Origin of the sequence: Umezawaea sp. NPDC059074 (assembly GCF_042738955.1) — a bacterium.
Classification (GTDB): domain Bacteria; phylum Actinomycetota; class Actinomycetes; order Mycobacteriales; family Pseudonocardiaceae; genus Umezawaea.
The window spans coordinates 63,776-85,175 of record NZ_JBHYHC010000002.1; the positions used below are offsets into that span (position 1 = coordinate 63,776).

Consider the following 21,400-nt stretch of genomic DNA (forward strand, 5'->3'; position numbering starts at 1 on the left):
CGGTGCTGGTGGACGGCAGTTGTTCGCCGTTCACCCCGCTCGTTCGCGCACTACGGTGGGCCGGTGCACGAGATGAGTCAATTCGGGCAGCTCCACGACGATCCGCTCACGTCGTGCGACGGCAGGCACGTGCTGGGCTACGACTCCGACCACGTCGCCACGCTGGTCGACACCGCCACCGGCGAGGCCACCTGGCGGGCGGGCGCGCCGGGCACGCTGACGCTCGGGTACACCGCCGTCGAGGTCCGGGACTCGTCGTACGAGCTGGTCTGGACGTCGGACCTGGAACACCCCGACGCCGACGCCCTCCGCGTCACCGACTCGGGTGACCTGGAGCTGCTCAGCACCGAACGGGTCCGGCTGGTCAACTCCCGCACCGGGGCCGTGGAGACCACCGTGCTGCGCGGGTCCGCCCCGGTGAGCGCGATCACCGAGTCCGCCCACCTCGTGCAGACCGGCCGTCGCAGGCGGACCGTCGTCCGTGGCCACTGCGGGCTGCTGCGGGCGAGCGAGGACACGCCCGGCGGCATCTCGGGGATGTACCTGCCGGAGGCGCTGACCAGCTGGTTCGACCAGGACGGCGCGGAGCTGACCTGGCGCAAGCTGCCGGACCGGCGCGTCGCGTACTGGCGGCTGTGCCTGGTCGACCGGGACGGGAACCCGCTGTGGCGGGAGGTGAACCACAACACCCCCGCCGAGGCGCCGCCCTCGACGCCGTACGCCCACGGCGGCCCGGAACTCCCCGCGGGCGGCAGGCTGCGGCACCAGTCGCTGACCTCGCCGAACGGGGCGCACACCCTCGTGCACCAGGACGACGGCAACCTCGTCCTGTACTGCGACCGGGCGGTGTGGGCGACGGGCACGCACTGGGTGGGCGACGGCTGGGTGGACCTCACCGACGGCGACCTCGTGCTGCGGACGTTCTACGGCGCTCCGGTGTGGCGCGCGGGCACGACCGGGGCTACCCGGCTCGTGGTGGCCGACGACGGGACCGTGCGGCTGGACGGCACGTCGTGGGTGCTGGACGGCCACGCGGGCTGCGCCGCGACCGGTGTCGAGGTGGGCCGCGGTGACACGCTGCTGCCCGGCCAGTCGTTGCGGCGGCAGTCGTTGACCTCCGCCGACGGGACGGTCGTGTTCGCGCACCGCGACGACAAGCGGCTCGTGCTGCACGCCGCGGACGGCACGTGGCAGTGGGACAGGTACCTGGGCGCCGACAACACGAGCCTGGTGCTCGACGACGACGGCGTGCTCCGGGTGCGAGGTGCTGACGGCGGCGTGGTGCTGGAAGTCGCCGGTCCCGCCGACGCGCTCGTCGTGACGTCCGAGGGCGTGGAGCTGCGGCGGGACGGCGTGGCGTTCTGGCGCGACGGGGCCTCGGTTCGTGCGCGCCGCCGAACAGGGGCAGGATCGGGGGCATGACGAGGATCGCTTTTCTGGGGACCGGGGTCATGGGCGCCCCGATGGCCGCGAACGTGGCCAAGGCCGGGCTCGACGTGCGGGCGTGGAACCGGACCCGCGCCAAGGCGGAACCGCTGGCGGAGCACGGCGTCGTGGTCGTGGACACCCCGCGCGAGGCCGTGGAGGGGGCGGACATCGTGGTCACGGTGTTGGCCGACGGTCCCGGCGTGGAGGCCGTGATCGCGGACGCCGGGTTGGCGGCCGGACAGCTCTGGGTGCAGATGAGCACCGTCGGCGTGGAGTGGGCGGCGACGCTGGCGGCGATCGCCGAGAAGGCGGGCGCGGTGTACGTGGACGCGCCGGTGGTCGGCACCAAGCAGCCCGCCGAGGCGGGCAAGCTCGTGGTGCTGGCGTCCGGGCCGTCGGACGCGCGGGACCGCTGCGCGCCGGTGTTCGACGCCGTCGGCGGCCGCACGGTGTGGGTCGGCGAGGCGGGCGCGGGCAGCGCGCTGAAGCTGACGGCCAACGCGTGGGTGCTGTCGCTGACCAACGCGCTGGCGGAAAGCCTTGCCCTGGCGGGAAGTCTGGGCCTCGACCCGGCGCTGTTCCTGGAGACGATCAAGGGCGGCGCGGTGGACACGCCGTACGCGCACGTCAAGGGCAAGCAGATGATCGCCGACGAGCACCCGGCCAGCTTCTCCGCCCGGCTCGCCGCGAAGGACGCCCGGCTGGTGCTCGACGCCGGGGGCGACGCCGTCGACCTCGCGGGCGCGCGGGCGACCCTCGCCCACCTCGACGCGGCGGTGGAGGCCGGGTTCGGCGAGGAGGACATGTCCGTGCTGCACCGGGTCATCGGCAAGGGCTGAGCCCCACCGTCCTCTTCGGACGGTCCACGACTTCGCCCGCGGTCCGAGCCGTCGACGCCTGCTGTCACGGCTCGGACTCGGGGGATCCCCGAAATCGTGAAGTCCGGTCAGCTGAACGTGGTCTTCGGTCGTCAGGTCAGCAGCGAGTCGAACACCACGTGGAAGAAGGCGGCGAACGACGAGCCGTCCTTCGCCGCCCGCGCGCCCACGATCGCGCCCTCCCAGGCGTTCACGACGAACAGCGCCAGCACGTCCGCGTCGTGCGTCGCGGCCAGGGTCCCGTCCGACTGCGCCTCGCGCAGCACGGCGGCGACAGCGGTCGTCCAGTCCGCGAAACCCTGCCGGACGCCGTCGCCGATGGCCGCGCTGTGGTCGGCGGCCTCAGTGGTGAAGTTGCCGAACATGCAACCCCGTTCGTAGCCGTAGCCGGTGATCTCGCCCGCGAGGAACTCGAAGTTGCGGCGCAGTCGCTCCAGCGGCGCGGGGGTGGCCGCGGAGAGCTCCTCGAACCGGCGGGACGCGGCGTAGCGCGCCATCACCTCCAGCGCGAGGTCCTCCTTGCTGGGGAAGTGGTTGTAGAACGACCCCTTGGGCACGCCCGCGCTGTCCGTGATCAGCTTGACCCCGCAGGCGTTGTACCCGTGGCGGTGGAACTGCTCGGACGCCGCGTCGACGATCTGCTCCCGCACGCTCGGCCTGGCCATGACGAACTCCTCCGCTGGGCGCCTCCGGCCAATATGGGCGGTCGTCTCCCCGCGGTCAAGCGGGGAGGCGGCGTGCCGCGCGTCACCCCGCCCGGCGTGGTCTACGCCATGGGCGTGGTCGCGGCGTTCGCGATCAAGTCGATAATGGGTCCATGACCACCGTCGTGCTGTTCCACTCCGCCTACGGGCTCAGGCCCGCCGTGCTCGCAGCAGCGGGCCGGTTCCGCCAGGCAGGGCACGCCGTGGTGACACCGGACCTGTACTACGGCGGCATCGCCGAGACCCTCGACGACGGGTTCACCCTGGCCGAGTGGATCGGGTGGCCGACCATCGCGGAACGGGCGCGCGCGGTCCTGCGCGGCCTGCCGGACGACACGGTGCTCGGCGGGTTCTCCATGGGTGCGAGCATCGCGGGCGGCCTGCTGGCCGAACGCCCCGAGTGCGCGGGCGTGCTGTTCCTGCACGGCACCGGCGCGGTGCCGGAGAACGTGCGGCCGGGCCTGCCGATGCAGCTGCACGTGGCCGACCCGGACGCCTACGCCCCGCCGGACAAGGTCGCGGGCTGGATGCGGGACGCGGCCGTCGCGAAGGCCGAGGCGTTCCGCTACCCCGGCGTCGGGCACCTCTTCACCGACGAGGACCTGCCGGACTACGACGAGCGCGCCGCCGAACTGGTGTGGCGGCGCTGCGTGGACTTCCTCGCCGGGCTCTAGTGGTCCGAGGCGAGCGCGCGGCCGATGTAGTTCGCCGTGAGCAGCGCGAAGATGTACGCCTGGAGCACCTGAACGAGCGCTTCCAGGAACGTCATCGCGATGGCGAACGCGAAGGCCACCACCGACACCGGCTTGAGGACCGCGCTCGCCTCCAGCAGCAGGAACTCGCCGCCGAGGGTGAACACCAGCAGGATCAGGTGGCCCGCGAACATCGCCGCGAACACCCGGATCGCCAGCGCCAGCGGGTCCATGAAGAACCGCAGGAACAGCTCGATCGGCGTCAGCAGCACGTAGACGGGTTTCGGCACGCCCGCCGGGAACAGCTGGAGCTTGAGGTAGCGGCCGAGGCCGTGCCGCCGGATGCCGACGACGTGGAACAGCGGGTACAGGACGACCAGCAGCGCCAGCGGGAACCCGAAGTGCGCCATCGTGGGGAACTGGACCAGCGGCACGATGCCGAAGAGGTTGTTCACCAGGATGAAGCTGAACAGGGTCACGATGAGCGGCACGTAGGGCTGGAAGTCCTTGCCGCCGATCTGCTCCCTGGCGATGCTGTCGCGGCCGAGGTCGTAGACGGATTCGGCGGTGAACTGGAGCCTGCCGGGCACGAGCTTCAGGTCGCGCGTGGCGATGAGGAAGAACGCCGCGACGATGACGACCGACAGCACGAGCAGCACCATCGGTTTGGTGATCCCGGCGACGATCGCCGGTGGGAAGAAGTCCGGCACTCCGGGCGGGTCGAACGTCGCGTCGGCGAGCACAGTGGTCATGGGCGGGTCCCCCCTCGTCCAAGCTGTCCGCCCAACGTAGCGAAGCGGTGTGGACGAAGGGGCGCGCACCCGTTCGGCTCAGGTCAGGTGCGCGGTTTCCACGCGCACATGGCGACGTCGAGCCCGTCGAAGCCGAGTGCTTGCGGCGACAGCGGGTTCTTGCGGTCGCAGTCGGCGCGCAGGCCGTCCAGCAGCACGCCGAGGTAGCGCCGCCACAGGTCGGGCCGCACGTCCTGGGTGTACTCGGCGACGGAGCCGATCATCATGTGGATGACCGCGAGGTCGGTCGCCTCGAAGTCCGCGCGCAGGCTGCCGGACTCCTTGGCCCGCCGCACGAGTTCGATCGCGAGCGGGACCATCCGGTTCTTCGCTTCGGCGACTCGGCCCTGGCCGAAGTTGTTGGACAGCATGACTTCCCGCAGCCCGCGGTCGTCGGAGTGCAGTTCGGCCGTGTGGGTCAGGAAGCTCACGAAGCCGTCCCACGGGTCGGCCTCCTCCAGCGCCCGCTCGGCCAGGACGCGGACCTCGTCCATGCGCTCCACGAACATGGCCTCGACGAGGTGCTCCTTGCTGGGGAATCGCCGGTAGACCGTGCCGACGCCGAGGCCCGCGTGGTGGGCGATGTCGTCGAGCGCCGCGCTGAAACCGCGTTCGCTGAAGACGACCCGCGCCGATTCGATGATCTTGCGGCGGTTGAGCTCCGCATCCCGACGCAGGGGTCGCACCGTTGCGACGGGGACTGTGTCCCGTGTCATGCCCCTAGCCTAGCTCAAGTTGAGGGCCCTCCTCCACTTCGCGTGTAGGCTGATCGGGTATCCGGAGGTATCCACTCCACATAAACCTGTGAGGAACACGCTCATGCCAGATTCACCGGCCGCCACGGTGGAGGCGCCGCGGGCCGTCACCCAGCACGGCGACAACCCGCACCACGCTCGACGTTGGCTGATCCTGGTCATGATCGGCCTCGCTCAGCTGATGGTCGTGCTCGACGCGACGATCGTGAACATCGCCCTGCCGTCGGCGCAGGCCGACCTCGGCTTCAGCAACGACGCCCGCCAGTGGGTCGTCACGGCCTACGCGCTCGCGTTCGGCAGCCTCCTGCTCATCGGCGGCCGGGTCGGCGACATCTTCGGCCGCAAGTACGCGTTCCTGATCGGCCTCGCCGGGTTCGCCGTGGTGTCCGCGGTGGGCGGCGCGGCCAACAGCATCGAGATGCTCCTGGTCGCCCGCGCGGCGCAGGGCGTGTTCGGCGCGCTCCTCGCGCCCGCGGCGTTGTCGTTGCTCACCACGACGTTCACCGATCCCAAGGAACGCGGTCGCGCGTTCGGCATCTTCGGCGCCATCGCCGGTGGCGGCGCGGCCGTCGGCCTGCTGCTCGGCGGCGTGCTGACGGAGTACCTCGACTGGCGCTGGTGCATGTTCGTCAACATCGTCTTCGCGGTGATCGCGTTCGTCGGCTCCTACCTGCTGCTGCGCCACGAGCCCGTGCTCGGCGACCGGCCGAAGATCGACATCCCCGGCACGCTGACCTCGACGGCCGGTCTGTTCGCGGTCGTCTACGGCTTCGCCAACAAGGAGAGCCACGACTGGTCGTCCGCGTCGGTGTGGGGCTTCCTGCTCGCGGGCGTCGTGCTGCTCGCGGTGTTCGTCCGCATCCAGGTGACGTCCTCGCACCCGCTGCTGCCGATGCGCGTCGTGCTCGACCGCGACCGCGGCGGCGCCTACGCGTCGGTGTTCCTGCTGGGCATCGGGATGTTCGCGATCTTCCTGTTCCTGACGTTCTACCTCCAGCAGAACCTCCAGTTCACGCCCATCGAGAGCGGCGTGGCGTTCATGCCGATGGTCGCGACGCTGATGATCTCCGCGACCACCGCCACGGCCGTCCTGCTGCCGCGCTTCGGCGCTCGGCCGCTGGTGCCCACGGGCATGGTCATCGGCGCGGCGGGCCTGTTCTGGCTCAGCCAGATCACGCTCACCAGCACCTACTCCAACGGCGTCCTGCTGCCGCTGATGGTGCTCGGCATCGGCATCGGCCTGGCGATGGCCCCCGCGATGAACGTGGCCACGCTCGGCGTCGACCCGCACGACGCCGGTGTCGCCTCCGCGACGGTGAACACCGCGCAGCAGATCGGCGGCTCCATCGGCACCGCGCTGCTGAGCACGTTCGCCGCCGAGGCGGCCACGTCGTTCCTGGCGGGCAAGCAGCCGACCCCGCAGCTGATGGCGGACGCGGCGATCCACAGCTACACCACGGCCTTCACCTGGGCCGCGGCGATCTTCCTCGTCGGCGCGGTCGTGTCCGGTGCGCTGCTGCGCTCCGGCGCGCCGAACATGGAGGGCGCGGCCCCGGCCGTCCACATGTGATCTCGTGAGCTCCGCCCGAAGGCCGTCACCTCCCGGTGGCGGCCTTCGGCGTATTCGGGTTGCGCACGGTCCTTACGATCGGGTTTTCGGCGGCCGAACGGAGCAGTGCGTGGACAGGCTCGACACGATCGTCGCGGGCATGGCGACACACCCCGCCGTGCAACTCGCCCAGACCCGGTTCCGGATGGATCTCGTCGACGGGTGGGCGATCGGCCGGGGCGAGTCGGTCCTGGAGATCGGCTGCGGCCAGGGCGACATGACCGCCGTGCTGGCCGAGGCCGTAGGCCCTACCGGTCGGGTCGTGGGCCTGGACGTGGCGAGCCCGGACTACGGTGCACCGATCACCATCGGCGACTCGGCGGCGTTCCTCCTCGCGAGCCCGCTGGGGGCGCGGGTGGAGATGCGGTTCGAGGTGGACGTCCTGGACGACGGGGTGCGGTTCGCCGCGGAGGAGTTCGACCACGTCGTCCTGTCCCACTGCGCCTGGTACTTCGACTCCGTGGACCAGGTGGAACGGGTCCTGCGTCGCGTCCGACCGTGGGCCAGGCGCCTCTGCTTCGCCGAATGGGACCTGCGCCCCGACGCGGTGGACCAGGTGCCCCACCTGCTGGCGGTCCTGGTGCAGGGCCAGATCGAGGCGATGGGTGTGAGGGGCGACGGCAACGTCCGAACCCCGTTCTCCCGCGAGACCCTCCTGCGCGGCTTGGACCGCACCGGCTGGACCCCGACGGGAGAGCGGCGGATGGACACCTCCGCCCTCCAGGACGCGGACTGGGAAATCGGGGCCTGCCTCCACCTCGTCGACTCGACGACCGGCCTGACGGACCTGGCCCAGGACTTCGTGACCAGCCAGGTGGACGTGCTGCGCGCGACGGCGAGGAAGAAGGGGAACACGCCGCTCCCGTCCTACGCCCTGACCGCTAAGCACGCCTGACCGGGGCGGGGATCCACGTTGCGGGTCGTCGGCATCGCGGCACCGGAAGACTTGCTGGAAGAGCTGATCGGCGAGTTCGACGACGAGACCGATCCTCGAAGTTGACCGGTGTCGCCGGACACCGGCACTCTCCCCATCCCCGGAGGAAAACCTGATGTTCAAGCGGATGCTGAGCGCGTTCGGAGTCGGCGGGCCGTCCGTCGACACCGTGCTGGACTCACCGCACGCCACGCCCGGCGGGGTCGTCACCGGGCAGGTGCGCGTCCAGGGCGGCAGCAACGACGTGGAGATCGGCCAGGTCGTGCTGTCGCTGGTCACCCGCGTCGAGGTCGAGCACGGCGACCACGAGGGCAGCCAGACCGCCGAGTTCCACCGGGTGGTCGTGGCGCAGGCCGTGAAGGTCGCGGCGGGTCAGCCGGTCGCGGTCCCGTTCCAGCTGCACGTCCCGTGGGAGACGCCCCTCACCGCGGTCGGCTCGACCCACCTGCACGGCATGACGGTCGGCGTGCGCACCGAGCTGGTCATCGCGGGCGCGCCGGACAAGGGCGACCTCGACCCGATCTCCGTGCACCCGCTGCCGTCGCAGGACCGCGTGCTGGACGCCTTCGGGGCGCTCGGCTTCCAGTTCCGCAAGGCCGACGTCGAAGCGGGCCGCCTGCACGGCGTGCCGCAGGACCTCGGCTTCTACCAGGAGATCGAGTTCTACCCGCCGCCGCAGTTCGCGGGCGCGCTCAGCCAGGTCGAGCTGACGTTCGTGGCGAACCCGCACGAGCTGTACGTGGTGCTGGAGGCCGACAAGCGCGGCGGGATGTTCAGCTCGGGTGGCGACTCGTTCGGCCACTTCGCGCTGTCGCACCGCGACGCCGAGGGCACCGACTGGTCCTCCGTCGTCGGCCAGTGGCTGACGCAGGTCGCCGAGCGCGGCGGCGGCCACCACCAGCAGTACGGCCACGGCGGGTACGACGACCACGGCCACCACGGCCGCGGCCCCGGCATGGGCGCGGTCGTCGGCGGCGTCGCGGCCGGTGTGGTCGGCGGGATGGTGCTGGGCGAGGTGTTCGAGGAGATCGGCGAATCCTTCGGGTTCGACGACGAGTAGGCCGTCCCGGTCACCGGTCGCCGCGGTCCACCGCGACGATCGGTGACCGGCTGTCACCGCATCGGGCTATCCCTTGGTCTTTTCGACCGAAACCGGGCCCGTGAACGTTTTTCGCCTTGCGCCGGCTGAATGATCGGGGGTCACTGCGGAGAACGGGGTGACCTGATGGTGAACTCGCTGGACGTGGCGGGGGTCTTCGACCTCGGGCTGCGGGCGTCCTACGAGCTGTGCGACAAGGTGCACGCGGCGGCGGACCCGGACACCCACCACCTGGTGAGGACGTACCTGCCCGCGCCGAAGCACCCGCACTTCCACGCGCTGCACGCGTACTTCGCCGCCACCGAGGACATCTCCGACGACTGCTTCGCCGACTGGGTCGTGGAAACGCTCCAGGAGGTCGCCGAGGGGCGCAGCGACCACCGGCTGCGGCAGGCGTTCGTGCACACCGTCGTGGTGTGGGGCCTGGACGTGGCCGTGCTGCGGGAGTTCCTGGAGGCCATCCGGCTCGACCGCGCGGCCCCGCCGCGCTGCGCCACGTTCGACGACCTGCGCGGCTTCCTGCGCGGCGCGGGCGGCGCGCCCGCCCGGTTGACGCTGCCGCTGTTCGAGCCGCTGCGGCCCGCCGCGCACGAGATGTCCCTGCTGGGCGAGGTGTTCCGGCTGCTGGACGTGTGCCGCGGCTACGGCCACGACCTGCGCACCGGCCGCTGCTACCTGCCGGACGAGCCGGTCGACGTCGTGGTGCGGCGGGCCCGGCTGCTGGTCGAGGAGGGCACGGCCGTGCTCGACCTCGTGCACCCGTCGAGCCGGCCGTTCCTGGAGATGGCCATCGCGGGCTACCACCTCGGCCTGGACGAGGTGGAGGGGACGGTGCCGCCGCGGGTCGACGGGCGGGAGGAGTCCACTTCGGACGTTCCGAGGCACGTCGCCGTGATCATGGACGACCGCGGCCGGTCCCGGCCCGCCGGGGAGCGGGCGCTGCTGGACGTGGTCGAGGGCGCGGCGGAGATCGGCCTGCGGTTCCTCAGCGTGTTCGCGTTCTCCACCCGGCACCGGGTGCTGCCCTCCGACGAGGTGGGCGGGCTGGCGGACGTCGTCGCGCGGGTGGTGCGCGACCGGGTGGAATGGCTGCACACCAGGGGGATCCGGCTCGTGTGGGCCGGTCGCCGCGACCGGATACCGGCGGACCTGCGGGCCGCGCTGGAAGCGGCGGAACGCCGGACCGGGGCCAACACCCGGCTGACGCTGGTGCTGTGCCTGGACTACGGCGGCCGGGCCGAGATCGTGCACGCCGCCCGGCGGCTGGTGGTCGACGCCGTCGCGGGCCGCGTCGACGTGGACGCGGTGGGGGAGCGGGACTTCGGCCGCTACCTGTACGCGCCCGACGTGCCCGAGGTCGACCTGCTGATCAGGACGTCCGGCGAGCAGCGGATCAGCAACTTCCTGCTGTGGCAGGGCGGGTACGCGGAGATCCTGTTCACCGACGCGCTGTGGCCGGACTTCGACCGGCGCGCGCTGCGGCGGGCCGTCGACTCCTACGCCTGCCGGGACCGGCGGTTCGGCGGCGTGCCGGACCAGCGGGCGCGCGCGGTGCCGCGCGGCGCCTGACGGGGCTCGTCAGGGCATCGACGACAGCGGGGCCTCGGACGTGCGCACGGCGTTCATCCGGCTGACCTTCAGCTTGCGGATGGCCGACCGGAACGCGGCTGGTAACCGGACGGCGGGCTCCGAGCGGGCACGCCACGGCGAAGCGGAGCACGTCCGCTCCAGCACGACGTTCTCGGCCGTGGTGAGCAGCCAGCCGCGCACCCAGTCACCACCGGTCGTGATCGCCTCGGAGTACCGCCACGCGCGGACGAGGGTCTCCTCCGCCACGTCCTCGGCGACGAGGCGGTCGCCGGTCAACCTGGTCGCGTACGCCAGGATCGCGCGGCCGTGCTCCTCGTACAGCTTGCGCACCAGCAACTCGCCTGCGACGGCCTCGGCACGCGCGGAACGGAACACCACCGGTCTCCTCACTCTGCTGATCTCTTGGTCCGGACGCGGCCGACAGCGCGACAGGCAGTCGGCGGCACGGTTCCACGACGGTAGAACAGCCCCAGTGGACAACTGGTGACTAGTTTGTGACCGCGTCCAGTCCGTGGGCGCGGCCCGCTAGTCCGTCGACTCCGAGCGCACCGCGAACGTGAAGCGGTCGCCGCGGAACAGCGCCCGGACCCGCTCGACCGGCTTGCCGTCGACGTCGTGGCTCACGCGGTGCAGGAGCAGCATCGGCGCGGCGGGCGCGGTGGCGAGCAGCCGGGCCTCGCGCGGCGACGCCAGCACCGTCTCCACCTGCTCCTCGGTGCGGGTCGGCACCACGCGGTACCGGTCGCGCAGGCAGTCCAGCAGCGGCTTGTCCGCGTCGAACACCTCGATGAGGTCCGGGAACCGCTTGGCCGACAGGTAGCTCGACTCCAGCAGCATCGGCTCGTCGTCGACGATCTTCAGCCGCTCGATGTGCACCACCGGGTCGCCGGGGTCGATGTCCAGGTCGTGCGCCAGTTCGGCGTCCGCGGCGAGGTGCTCGGCCGTGACGAGCCTGCGGACCTCGCCCGGCTCCTCGACGCCGGGCTCCCGACCGCCGACACCCAGCGGCTGGACCAGTTTGGGCGGCGCGACGTAGGTGCCGCTGCCCTGCCTGCGCCGGACCTTGCCCTCGACGACGAGCTCGCCGATGGCCTGGCGCAGCGTCATGCGCGCGATGCCGAATTGGGCGGACAGTTCTCGCTCCGGGGGTAGGGGGGCGCCTTGCCCGAGTTCCTGAAGGAGGTCGAGCAGCCGGGTCTTGGCGCGGTAGTAGCGCGGGATGCGGCCGTCGTCGGGAATGCCCGCCCGAACCGGGTCGGACGCCCGGTGCGGGCCGTCCGGGTATTCGTGCGCCTCGACCGAGATGACCTGGTGCGATCCGTCGAGCATCCGCACGGCGGGCCGCGGAATGCCGTTCGCGAACACCACGAGTTCCCGACCGCCGACCGGGCGGTGCAGCGTCGTGCGCAGCGTCGACATCACCATCGCGCCGCGGGCGACCGGCCCGGTGGGCGCGTCGCTGTGCCGGACCTTCAGCTCGACCCGCACGGTGTGCCCGTATTCGCGGACGGTCCGCTGCCCGACGACGGTCCCGACCGGGTGCGGCATCCGCATGACCAGAACCTGGTCCTCCTCCTCGGTCCACCAGGTCCACGTGGGGGTGGTCCGCATGGAGGTGCTGGTGACCAGACCGAGAATTTCGTCGAGGTCCTCGGGGTTCTCGGCGGGCGTCGGGAGCGCCCGCTCGTCGGTCGAGTTACGCATTCGTGGCAACCATCTTTCCTGACGTAGGTCGAACAAGTCGGATGCTGATCAAGACATCGTTCGTGTCCTCTGCCTTTCAGGGTGGACGCGTCGCCTGTGCTGCGGTGACACCGCTCTGACCAGGTCTGACCATCTTCGAGCCGGGCAAGGGGGCAGCAGACGATGGCGTGGCCTGCCGACCCCTCGACCGGTTGCAGCGCACAACGGCCCCTGCCGCCGCCGGCGCTCACGTCCTCGCCGGAAAAACGCGTGCGAAAAGGCGAGGACGAAGTACCCGAGTTGTTTATTCGCCGGGGATGCGCGGCGGGCTGTGACGCCCAGCGCTCGTCCCTGGAGCTTCTCTCACATTAGGCAGGTTTTCATTCCCTGGCAAACCCCTTGCCCTGATGCACACGGTGACCTGCCCGGACGCCCTCGGTTTCGAGGAATGTGGAACAAAGTCACGGGTAACTCGTGGGTAATGTGAAACGCCTGGTACGAAGATTGCGCTGGCAACAAGATGTCGTAGGGGAATCGGGTGCATTCCCCGAGTGTTTAGGCGCGTTCTGCCAGTGGTTCTGCCGGTCTAGGGGAGGCGGGAGATGATTAGCGCGGTGAACGACCTTGGGTGGTCTGGTCGTCAAGAGGCTTATGGTTCTTTGTTATGTCAGTGGGGTGCATCACAATGAGGCTGCGGGAGGAATATCGGTCGTTGATGGTGGGTGTGGTGGGGCTGGGTTGGGGTTAGGTCGATCGTTGGGCCGGTGGTTCGGTCGGTGGTTCGCCGAGGGTGAGCGGAGGTGGCACGTGGTCGAGGTCGTGTTGCCGTCGGTGCTCGGGGTGATGGTTGTTGCGGGTGTGGGGGTTGGGGTTCGGCGGTGGTTGGTGCGGAGGGCTTCTCGGGCTCGGGTTGGGCGGGTTCGGGAGGCTGTGGAGTCGTGGTTGAGGCCGGAGATGGCTGAAGAGGTCGTCGAGGGTGAGGTTGAGGTGGGGGATGGGGCGGAGTTTCGGCCGTTGACGCCTCTGGGGGAAGAGGGGATCGATGAGGTCGTTCGGTGGTTCGGGGGTGGGGGGAGTTGGCGGGGGCGTAGTGCTTGAGGTGGGTGTTGACCTGCGGGGATGTGGTGCTTTGCGGGGGTTTGGGGGCTAACCCCCGATTGCGCCGATTGTCCCACCCTCTTTCGTCTTGTCAAGGCGGGAAAGATGCCTTGACAAGACGAAAGAGGGTGGGGGCGCAAAAACAATCGGGGGTCGGCCGGGGTGGGGGTTAAAAGAACCTGCCGGCACGGTCCGGATCTCGAGCGGTGCGAGTGGCGGCCGGGGGCCCAAAAGGGCCCTGGCGGTTGGTCCCGGTGCGGGTGCCGGCCGGGGGCCGGATGAAGACGGGCCAGTTTCGTGCGGTGCTGGTGCCGGCCGGGGGCCGGAAGACAGGCCAGTTCCGATCGGTGCCGGTGCCAGCCGGAGACCGGATGAAGACAGGCCAGTTCCGATCGGTGCGAGTGTCAGCCGGGGGCCGGAAGAAGAACAGCGCAGTCCCGTGCGGTGCGGGTGTCAGCCGAGGGCTGGAAGAAGACAGGCCAGTCCCGTGCGGTGCCGGTGCCAGCCGGGGCTGGAAGAGATAAAGACCAGTTCCGTGCGGTGCGAGTGGCGGTCGGGGCCCAGGGGGCCCTAGTGGTCCAGTCGACGGTGCAGGTTGGGGTCGAGGGCCCGAGATGGCTGCTGTTGGGTGCGGTGCGAGTTAGAGCGGGGGGCCCTGGCACCTGCGGTGGGGATGCGGTGCGAGTTAGGGCCGGGGGCCCCAAAGGGGCTCTGGTAGTCGGTCGGTGGTGCGAGTTGGGGCCGGGGGCCTGGCATCTGCGGTCTGGGGCGGTGCCAAATGGAGCCGGGGCCCCAGAAGGGCCCCGGCGGTTGGTGCGGTGTTGGTGGGAGTTATGCCCTGGTCTTGGGGCGGGGTGCTGGGGTTCGTGTGGTCATGATTCCTCTGGTTCCCGCTACTCGTTCGTGCCAGCCCAGCTGGTCTCGGCGGAATACCGGGGCGGCGAAGGAGCCCAGTAGCACCAGTGAGACCACCAGCAGGTCGACTCCGAAGCCGGTCCAGGACGTCAGTCTTGGTGATAGGAGTACTGCGTAGGCGACCAAGCCCGTGACGCCCAGCAGTTCTCGGACGGTGATTCGTGCTGGGTCGGCTCGGCCGCCGTCCAGGCGGCGCATGCGGTAGCGCATCAGCCAGCCGCCCAGTGTCCAGCCGCCGGTGGCTGCGGGGAGGGCGATGCGCATTGCCACCACCAAGCCGATTTGTGCCCAGGGGTTGGTGGGGAACAGGAAGCGGGCGATCACCAGGAACACCACTGCCTCGGCGATCAAGCCCAAGACCTTGCGGGGGACGCTGACCGTGTCCGGGCTGGCCACTGCTGTGTCCGCGTCTGGGAGGGCGGGGACGACGATTGCCACGGGGGCGATCATCCAGCCCAGAAGTGAGCCTGAGGTGTTGGAGATGAGGTCGTCCACGTCGGAGATGCGGTACGGGCAGGGGTAGATCCAGAAGTTGCCGGTGTACTGGACTACCTCGACAAGGAGGGAGATGCCAAGGCCGATGAAGACCGTGGCGAGCACGCCTTTTCCGTAGGCCTTGCGGAGGACGATGCCCAACGGGAGGAAGAGGGCGGCGTTGAAGGCCTGCTGCACGAATGCTGATGACGTGGCCATGGCGACGATGCCGGAGCGGCCGTTGTACGCCATGTTGTTGCGCATGTCCGTCACCCACTGGAACGGCACCGTGGAGAGCATTTGGTCGCCCTGGCACAGGTTCGCGCGGTCGGGGAACGGGAGGAAGATCAGCGCCAAGGCGACCAGGCCGTAGGCCAGCAGGCCGTACAGGACCAGGGCGCGGCGGGGTTCCACGCGGCCGAAGCGGTAGTAGTGCAGTGCCACCAGCGGTAGCAGTACGAGAGCGCCTATCCCCACGAAGGCCAGGAAGCCCGTGCGGATGTTCTCCAGGTACGAACTCAGCATGTCCACCCGTTCCACGGTCGTGCCCGTGGTCGGTCTACTACCCGGTGCGGGTTCGGGTGAAACGTGGATTCGGTCAGGTGCGCCGAACGGTCGACGCCAAGCGGGCGATGCCGTCGTCGATGTCGGATTCGGCTACCCGGCTGTAGGACAGGCGGAGGTGTTCGTGGTCTGGGCGGTCGGCGAAGAAGCCCGCGCCTGGGACGAAGGCGACCGCGATTTCCCTGGCTTGTGCGGCTAGTGCTGTCGTGTTGATGCCGGGGAGGTGGAGCCAGGTGAAGAAGCCGCCGGTGGGGGTGGTCCACGTGCCGAGGTCGGTGAAGTGTTCTGTGAGTGCCGTGGTGAGGACGCCGGCTCGGGAGCGGTAGAGCGCGCGGGCCTTGGGGAGGTGGGTGTCGAAGTGCTTGGCGCGCAAGAACTCCTCCATCAAGCGCTGGCCGAGCGCGCCCGCGCACTGGTCGGAGTTCTGCTTGGCGACGACCAGTTGGGTGATCAGCGGGGCCGGGCCCGCTGCCCAGCCGAGGCGGACGCCGGGGAAGAAGGTCTTGGAGAACGTGCCGATCTGGACCACCACGTCCGGTGCCAGTGACCAGAGGCTCTGGTGCTTGTCGTCGGTGAAGCCCAGTTGGCGGTAGGCGACGTCCTCGACGATCAGCACGCCGTGGGTGCGGCACAGGTCTACCAACGCTGTTCGGCGTTCGGCGGACAGGGTGCGGCCGCTGGGGTTCTGGTAGTCCGGGATGGTGTAGAGGAGTTTGACGTCGGTGGTGCGGAGCACGGTCGCCAGTGCTTCTACGTCCAGGCCCTCGTGGTCCATGGGGATCGATCTTGTGCGGGCGTCGAACGAGGCGAAGCCCGCTACCGCTCCCAGGTAGCTGGGTTCCTCGACCAGGACGGTGTCGCCGGGGTCCAGCATCGACTTCGCGATCAGGGTCACGGCGTCGATGCCGCCGCTGGTGATCATCAGTTCGTCGTCGGCCGGTCGACGGCCCTCCTCGGTGAGGAGCAGGTCGGCGACGGCGTCGCGGGTGCTCTCGATGCCTTCGCTCGGCGCGTATTGGAGGGCGATGGCGGCGTCGGTGTCGAGGAGCTCGCGGGCCATGTCGGCGACGATGTCGGTCGGGAACACCGACAGGTCCGGGAAGCCGCCGGAGAAGTTGACGACGCCCCGTGCGTTGGCGAGGGCCAGGATGCCGCCCAACAGGTCGGACTGCGTGCGGGTCCTGGCCGCCAGCCTGGTCGACCAGTCCATCACGCGGTGCTCGCGCAGTCGCTCGCGTACCGGTCGATCACCTGGCGGGTCACGCTCAGCCGCGAGTCGACCTCGAGCTTCTGCAACAACCGGGTCACGTGCAGCTGCACCGTGTTTCGGGACATGCTCAACCTCGTCGCGATGTCGGAATTGGGCCAGCCCGCCGCGACGAGGTCCGCCACGCGGCGTTCGATCTGGTCTAGCGGGCGACCGTCGGCCGCGCCGCGGCCGCCGACCCGCCAGCGGATGCCGAACGGCTTGAGGCGGGACTCCGCCCTGCGCACGTCCCACGCCGCCTCGAGTCCGGTGTAGACGGTGAGGGCGTCGTAGAACGCGGTGTGCGCGTCCTCGGTCCGGCCCTCGGCGGCCAGCAGCACGGCCCGGTCCTCCGACACCGCGGCGTGCTCGACCTTGCGGCCGACCGAGCCGAAGTGCTTGGCCACGGCCGCCAGCGCCACCGGGTCGCGCTCGATCAGCCCCTGGCACCAGCGCGCGGCGATCGACGCCCGCGCGGGCGACTGCTCGCGGTCCGCGCCCAAGTGGCACAGCGCGAGCGCGGCCTCCGCGTGGTCCGCCTGGCCGAGGTCCAGCGCGAGCCGCGCGAGCCGCGGCAGCCACTGGTGGCGCGGCACCAGGCCGGGGTAGTCGTCGGACAGCAGCGGCAGCAACGCCCGCAGCGCCTCGTCCGGGCGGCCGAGCTGCTCGGCGGCCACCGACAGCGCCATCGGCAGGAAGTCGTCGCGGACCTCCACCGGCGCCTGCCGGTAGTCGGCGGCGGCCTTGAGGTGCGTCTCCAGGCCCGTCGAGTCGTCGCGGTGCGCCGCGATCAGCGCCCGGACGCCGTGCAGCAGCCGGACCGAGCCGTGCTGCCGCACCGCGTGGTAGGTGATCTCGGGGCGGTCGCGCACCACCGCGTCCAACTCGGCCAGCGACTCGTCCCACCGGCCGAGCCAGTAGCGGTGCACGGCCGAGGGGATGTGCGGCCCGCCGGTCAGGCCGCGCTGGATGACGAGGTTGCCCGCGATGTCCAGCGTCCGGGTCGCCTCCTCCAACTCGTCCAGGTTGTCCAGCGTGAAGACCTTGTCCTCCGCGAGGCACAGCTCCAGGTCGGCGTGGACGGAGCGGCCCTTCACCGCGTCCAGCGCCGCCTCCACGAGCGCCAGCGCGTCGCGGTGCCGCCCCTGCCGCGACGCGGCCTCCCACTCGTGGCGGGCGGTGAGCGCCAGCGTGAACGGGTCGTCGACGACCGCGGGCGACGGCGCGACCTCGGCCAGCAGCGCGCGGTGCCGCGCCCGCCAGCGGTCGGGCACGGCCGGGTCCTCGGCCACCTGCCGCAGCGCGGCGGCGGCGCGCTCGTCCTCGCCCGCGCAGTGGTCGAGGTAGGCCAGCACGAGCCGCATCTCGGCCGCGCGGTTCGGGTCGTCGGTGGTCGCCAGCACGGCCCGCGCCTCGGCGGCGGGCCGCTGGTCCAGCCAGAACCGCAGCCGCACCAGCCGGGACGTGAGGGCCTCGCGGGCCCGGTCGCGCAGGCTCGGGTCCACCACCGCGCCGGCGAGCAGCTCGGCCGCGATGGACGGCGACCGGCTCGCCACGGCGTTCGTGTGCGACAGCAGCCACTGCGTCACCCACGCGTCCGCGGGCACCGGTCCGCCGAGCAGCTGCTCGGCCACCCGCTCCACGTGCGCGCCCGCGGTGTCCAGGGTCTCGGCGGACTGCCGGTGCAGCGCGATCCGCACGGTCGTGGGGATGGCCTCGTACAGCGCGCGCCGCACGAGCGTGTGCCGGAACGCGAACCGCTGGCCGGACTCGCCTATCACCCCGGCGGCGGCCGCCTCCTCCACAGCGGGCAGCAGCTCGGACGCCTGCTTGCCCATCACCGTCGCCAGGTCGCTCAGGTCGAACTCCACGCCGAGCAGCGCGGCCCACCGCAGCGCGTCCCGGCTCGTGTCGTCGAGGTGGTCGAGCCGCCGGGTCACCACGGTGTTCACCGTCGGCTGCGACGGGTACCGGGTGCGGTCGTGCGCGATGTCCGCGACGCCGTCGAACACGGCCACGGCGTCGTCGCGCACCAGCGCGTCGACGATCTCCTCCAGGTAGCGCGGGTTGCCGCCCGCGCAGTCGGTCGTGGCGAGCAGCTCCGCACCGGGGTCCGTGCCGAGGAGCCTGCGGACCAGCTCGGTCGCGGTCTCCTCCTCCAGCGGGTCCAGCCGCAGCAGTTCGCCGCCGCCCATCGACACCATCGTCCGCAGCGGGTCCAGCTCGGCCCGGCGCGGGTGCGGCCTGCACGAGCCGACCAGCAGCAGCGGCAGGTGCCGGGTCGCCTTCGCGAGCCGGTGCCACACCAGCAGGCTGGCGTCGTCCGCCCACTGGAGGTCTTCGAGGACCAGCACGACCGGCCCGTCCGCGCACAGCTCGTCCACGAAGCCGACGACCCGGTCCACCAGCCCGATCAGCCGGTCGACCGCCACCAGCACGGGATCGTCGGTCTGCCACGGGTAGGCGGGCTCGGTGGTGCGGCCCGGCAGCCCGGTGGCGAACTCGGCCCGCCGCGGGTCGGGGGAGAGGGAGTCTATGTCGAGGCAGGCCAGGATCATGCTCAGCGGGAAGCGCCTGCCGACCTCGTCGCCCGCGTGCCACAGCACCTCGCAGCCGCGGTCCACCGCGTCGGCGAGCCCGGTCGCCAGCAGCCCGGACTTGCCGATGCCCGGCTCGCCCTCGACCCACACGGCCGTGCCCTTGCCGTCGAGCACGTCGGCCAGCGCGGCGCGCAACGCCGTCAGCTCCGGCTCGCGGCCGACGAACACCTCGGGGTACGGCGGGATCGGCGAGCGCGGCGCCGGTGCGGGCTGGCCGCCGAAGCGCTCGCGGGCCGCGGTGATCTCGTCGTGCACCTTGCGCAGCTTCGCGCCCGGCTCGATGCCGAGCTGCTCGACCAGGACCTCCCTGGTCTCCCGGAACACCTCCAGCGCCTCGGGCCCGCGCCCGGACCGGTGCAGCGCCAGCATCAGCAGCGCCCTCGGCGTCTCGCGCAGCGGGTAGGCGGTGCTCAGGTCGAACAGCTCGTCCACGGCGGCGGTGAGGTCGCCGGACTCCAGCATGATCTCGGCGCGGCGCTCCAGGACGTTGAGGTGCAGCTCGGCCAGCCTGCCCCGGTGCAGCGCGGCGAACGGGCCGTCGATGCCGGTGAGGGCGTCACCCCGCCACAGCACGAGCGCGGCGTCCAGCGCGGCCTTCGCCCCGGCGGCGTCACGGCGGTCCCAGCTCAGCTGCGCCTGCTCCCGCAGGCGGTCGAACTCGCGCACGTCCAGCAGGCCCGGTTCCAGCCGCAGGCTGTAGCCCGACCCCGCGGACACCAGCATCTGACCGCCCGTCCACTTGGAACGGACGGGTTCGAGCGCGCGCCGGAGGCGGGACACGTAGGTGTACAGACTGCTGTCCACCGCGCCGGGCGGCGACTCGCCCCAGATGGCGTCGACCAGCTCCTCGCGGGACACGACCTGGTTCGCGCGCATGGCCAGCACGGTGAAGAGGGCTCGTTGGCGGGCGGAGCCCAACGCCAGTTCGGTGTCCCCGCGCCACGCGCGCACGGCGCCCAGCAACTGGACCCGCAGCGGTTCGGCTGACTCGGTCGACATCTCCGCCGCTCCTGGTTCACAACGCGTCCGCATCCCCACGCGGGCACCGCCGGTGCCAGAAGGCCACTTTACCCGTCGGCACGGGCAAAACTCCTGGGCGGAAAAGGCAACAACGTTGATGAATGAGGGCTCAGAGGGCTGTCGAGAGGCATACTCGTCGGTACCTCGACGACTTCACGCGAAATGAGACAGGTCTTGCAAGGTTGTGTCCCAGGCCACGCGGAGTCGGGACGCGGAAGTGCTTCGGGGCAACCATCGCAGGTCAAAAGGCCACGAAGTTCCAAAACCGCGTGACCATTCGGGGGCCTTGGGGGACGCTCTCATAGTAAGTTCACGCGCCGTCAAGACTGCGACGACCGCTGTCGTCGAGGCGTCAAGAGTTCGTAGAGGTCCGTTGTCCACACTTCGATTCAGAGATCGAAGTGTGGAGGCACTCATGGCACGGGTACGGGTCGTCGTACACAGCATGGACCCCATGACCTACGTCGGGCTGACGAGCTACCTCAAGTCGCGCCCCGAAATGGTCATCGTCGACAAGCACGAAGCAGGCCACGCGGACGTCGCCGTGTTCTCGACCGAGCGGCTCACGTCGGAGGCCATGAACAAGCTCCGGGCGCTGTCGGCGGAGCGCACGGTGCCGACCGTCCTCATGGCGAGCGAGCTGACCGAAGCGCCGCTGCTCGCGGTGGTGGAGTGCGGTGTGGTCGCGATCCTGCCGAGGGCCGCGGTGACCGGGGACCAGCTGGTCGACAGCATCATGGCCGCCGCGGCGGGCAACGGCGTCATGCCGCGCGACATCCTCGGCAAGCTGCTCAAGAGGGTCGAGATGCTGCAGCGCGAGGTGCTGGCGCCCAACGGCCTCAACGTCGCGGGTCTCGAACCGCGCGAGGTCGACGTCCTGCGGCTGATCGCCGAGGGATGGGGCACCGACGAGATCGCGAAGGAACTCCAGTATTCGGAGAGGACCGTCAAGAACGTCATCTACAACGTCACGAACCGGTTGAAGCTGCGCAACCGCGCGCACGCCGTCGCCTACGCGCTGCGGGCCGGAGTCATCTGACGCGCTAATGTTCGTTTAGTAAGGCAGAGTTCGTTTGGTTCATCGCTTGGCCTTTCGTTTGTTCAACGCTTGACCTTTTGCCGTCGAGGAGCCGCGCGCGTGCGTTCACGTGAGCGCTGTGGTCCGGCGGACACCGTTCTTGCACCCGGTCGTCGACCGCACGACGACCGCGAAGAGGAGGCGGGGGGCGCGGGTGGGGGGGCCCCACGGGGGGCCGGGGGGGCCCCACCCCCCCGCCCCAGGGAGTTAATGTCCGCCAAGCCCAGCACGGGGAGACCCCC

16 protein-coding genes are annotated in these 21,400 nt (G+C 70.7%); 8 read left to right on the forward strand and 8 right to left on the reverse strand.

Annotated elements, in window-relative coordinates; genetic code table 11:
• The first annotated feature begins 63 nt into the window (after positions 1–63).
• Together ACFWW9_RS01510 and ACFWW9_RS01515 are read left to right on the forward strand one after the other, a co-directional pair.
• Positions 64–1,422, forward strand: a complete 1,359-nt coding sequence (locus ACFWW9_RS01510; RefSeq protein ID WP_390370413.1) for a hypothetical protein — start codon at positions 64–66, stop codon at positions 1,420–1,422.
• The gene (locus tag ACFWW9_RS01515) at positions 1,419–2,267 is read left to right on the forward strand and encodes an NAD(P)-dependent oxidoreductase (RefSeq protein ID WP_390370414.1); all 849 of its coding nucleotides are present in this window, start codon (positions 1,419–1,421) and stop codon (positions 2,265–2,267) included. The genes ACFWW9_RS01510 and ACFWW9_RS01515 overlap by 4 nt, the downstream gene beginning before the upstream one ends.
• Positions 2,268–2,398: 131 nt before the next feature.
• On the opposite strand, the gene ACFWW9_RS01520 is transcribed toward ACFWW9_RS01515, so the two are convergent.
• Complete coding sequence (locus tag ACFWW9_RS01520; protein WP_390370415.1) at positions 2,399–2,971, reverse strand: TetR family transcriptional regulator C-terminal domain-containing protein; 573 nt, start codon at positions 2,969–2,971, stop codon at positions 2,399–2,401.
• Positions 2,972–3,123: 152 nt separating this feature from the next.
• Between ACFWW9_RS01520 and ACFWW9_RS01525 the strand changes: the two genes are divergently transcribed.
• Entirely contained in the window at positions 3,124–3,684 is a 561-nt protein-coding gene (locus tag ACFWW9_RS01525) for a dienelactone hydrolase family protein (RefSeq protein ID WP_390370416.1), read from the forward strand.
• On the opposite strand, the gene atpB is transcribed toward ACFWW9_RS01525, so the two are convergent.
• Together atpB and ACFWW9_RS01535 are read right to left on the reverse strand one after the other, a co-directional pair.
• Entirely contained in the window at positions 3,681–4,454 is a 774-nt protein-coding gene (atpB, locus tag ACFWW9_RS01530) for a F0F1 ATP synthase subunit A (protein ID WP_390370417.1), read from the reverse strand. The two genes, ACFWW9_RS01525 and atpB, sit on opposite strands and share 4 nt — an antisense overlap.
• Before the next feature lie 83 nt (positions 4,455–4,537).
• A complete protein-coding gene (locus tag ACFWW9_RS01535; protein ID WP_390370418.1) occupies positions 4,538–5,209 on the reverse strand; it encodes a TetR/AcrR family transcriptional regulator in 672 nt (223 codons plus the stop codon).
• 103 nt (positions 5,210–5,312) lie between these two features.
• Here ACFWW9_RS01535 and ACFWW9_RS01540 point away from each other — a divergent pair, with 103 nt between their 5' ends.
• The 4 genes from ACFWW9_RS01540 to uppS all read left to right on the forward strand — a co-directional run bounded on the left by ACFWW9_RS01540 (position 5,313) and on the right by uppS (position 10,459).
• Positions 5,313–6,818: an MFS transporter gene (locus ACFWW9_RS01540; protein ID WP_390370419.1), complete on the forward strand. Its 1,506-nt coding sequence runs from the start codon at positions 5,313–5,315 to the stop codon at positions 6,816–6,818.
• 109 nt (positions 6,819–6,927) lie between these two features.
• Positions 6,928–7,752 (forward strand): methyltransferase domain-containing protein, encoded by an 825-nt coding sequence (locus ACFWW9_RS01545; protein WP_390370420.1) that lies wholly within the window; start codon positions 6,928–6,930, stop codon positions 7,750–7,752.
• A 154-nt stretch (positions 7,753–7,906) separates the two neighbouring features.
• On the forward strand, positions 7,907–8,851 hold the full coding sequence (locus ACFWW9_RS01550) for a sporulation protein (RefSeq protein ID WP_390370421.1): 945 nt from the start codon (positions 7,907–7,909) through the stop codon (positions 8,849–8,851).
• A 165-nt stretch (positions 8,852–9,016) separates the two neighbouring features.
• On the forward strand, positions 9,017–10,459 hold the full coding sequence (gene uppS, locus ACFWW9_RS01555) for a polyprenyl diphosphate synthase (protein ID WP_390370422.1): 1,443 nt from the start codon (positions 9,017–9,019) through the stop codon (positions 10,457–10,459).
• A 9-nt stretch (positions 10,460–10,468) separates the two neighbouring features.
• Here uppS and ACFWW9_RS01560 read toward each other — a convergent pair whose 3' ends face one another.
• The 5 genes from ACFWW9_RS01560 to ACFWW9_RS01580 all read right to left on the reverse strand — a co-directional run bounded on the left by ACFWW9_RS01560 (position 10,469) and on the right by ACFWW9_RS01580 (position 20,059).
• Positions 10,469–10,855 carry a sigma factor gene (locus ACFWW9_RS01560; RefSeq protein WP_390370423.1) on the reverse strand — a complete coding sequence of 129 codons (387 nt, stop codon included), beginning with the start codon at positions 10,853–10,855 and terminating at the stop codon, positions 10,469–10,471.
• Between the two features lie 150 nt (positions 10,856–11,005).
• Entirely contained in the window at positions 11,006–11,809 is an 804-nt protein-coding gene (locus ACFWW9_RS01565; protein WP_390370498.1) for a GntR family transcriptional regulator, read from the reverse strand.
• Between the two features lie 2,283 nt (positions 11,810–14,092).
• Positions 14,093–15,175: a VanZ family protein gene (locus tag ACFWW9_RS01570; RefSeq protein WP_390370499.1), complete on the reverse strand. Its 1,083-nt coding sequence runs from the start codon at positions 15,173–15,175 to the stop codon at positions 14,093–14,095.
• A 73-nt stretch (positions 15,176–15,248) separates the two neighbouring features.
• Entirely contained in the window at positions 15,249–16,424 is a 1,176-nt protein-coding gene (locus ACFWW9_RS01575; protein WP_390370424.1) for a PLP-dependent aminotransferase family protein, read from the reverse strand.
• The gene (locus tag ACFWW9_RS01580) at positions 16,424–20,059 is read right to left on the reverse strand and encodes a BTAD domain-containing putative transcriptional regulator (protein ID WP_390370425.1); all 3,636 of its coding nucleotides are present in this window, start codon (positions 20,057–20,059) and stop codon (positions 16,424–16,426) included. The genes ACFWW9_RS01575 and ACFWW9_RS01580 overlap by 1 nt, the downstream gene beginning before the upstream one ends.
• 475 nt (positions 20,060–20,534) lie before the next feature.
• Between ACFWW9_RS01580 and ACFWW9_RS01585 the strand changes: the two genes are divergently transcribed.
• Positions 20,535–21,119: a response regulator transcription factor gene (locus tag ACFWW9_RS01585; protein WP_390370426.1), complete on the forward strand. Its 585-nt coding sequence runs from the start codon at positions 20,535–20,537 to the stop codon at positions 21,117–21,119.
• Positions 21,120–21,400 lie beyond the last annotated feature (281 nt).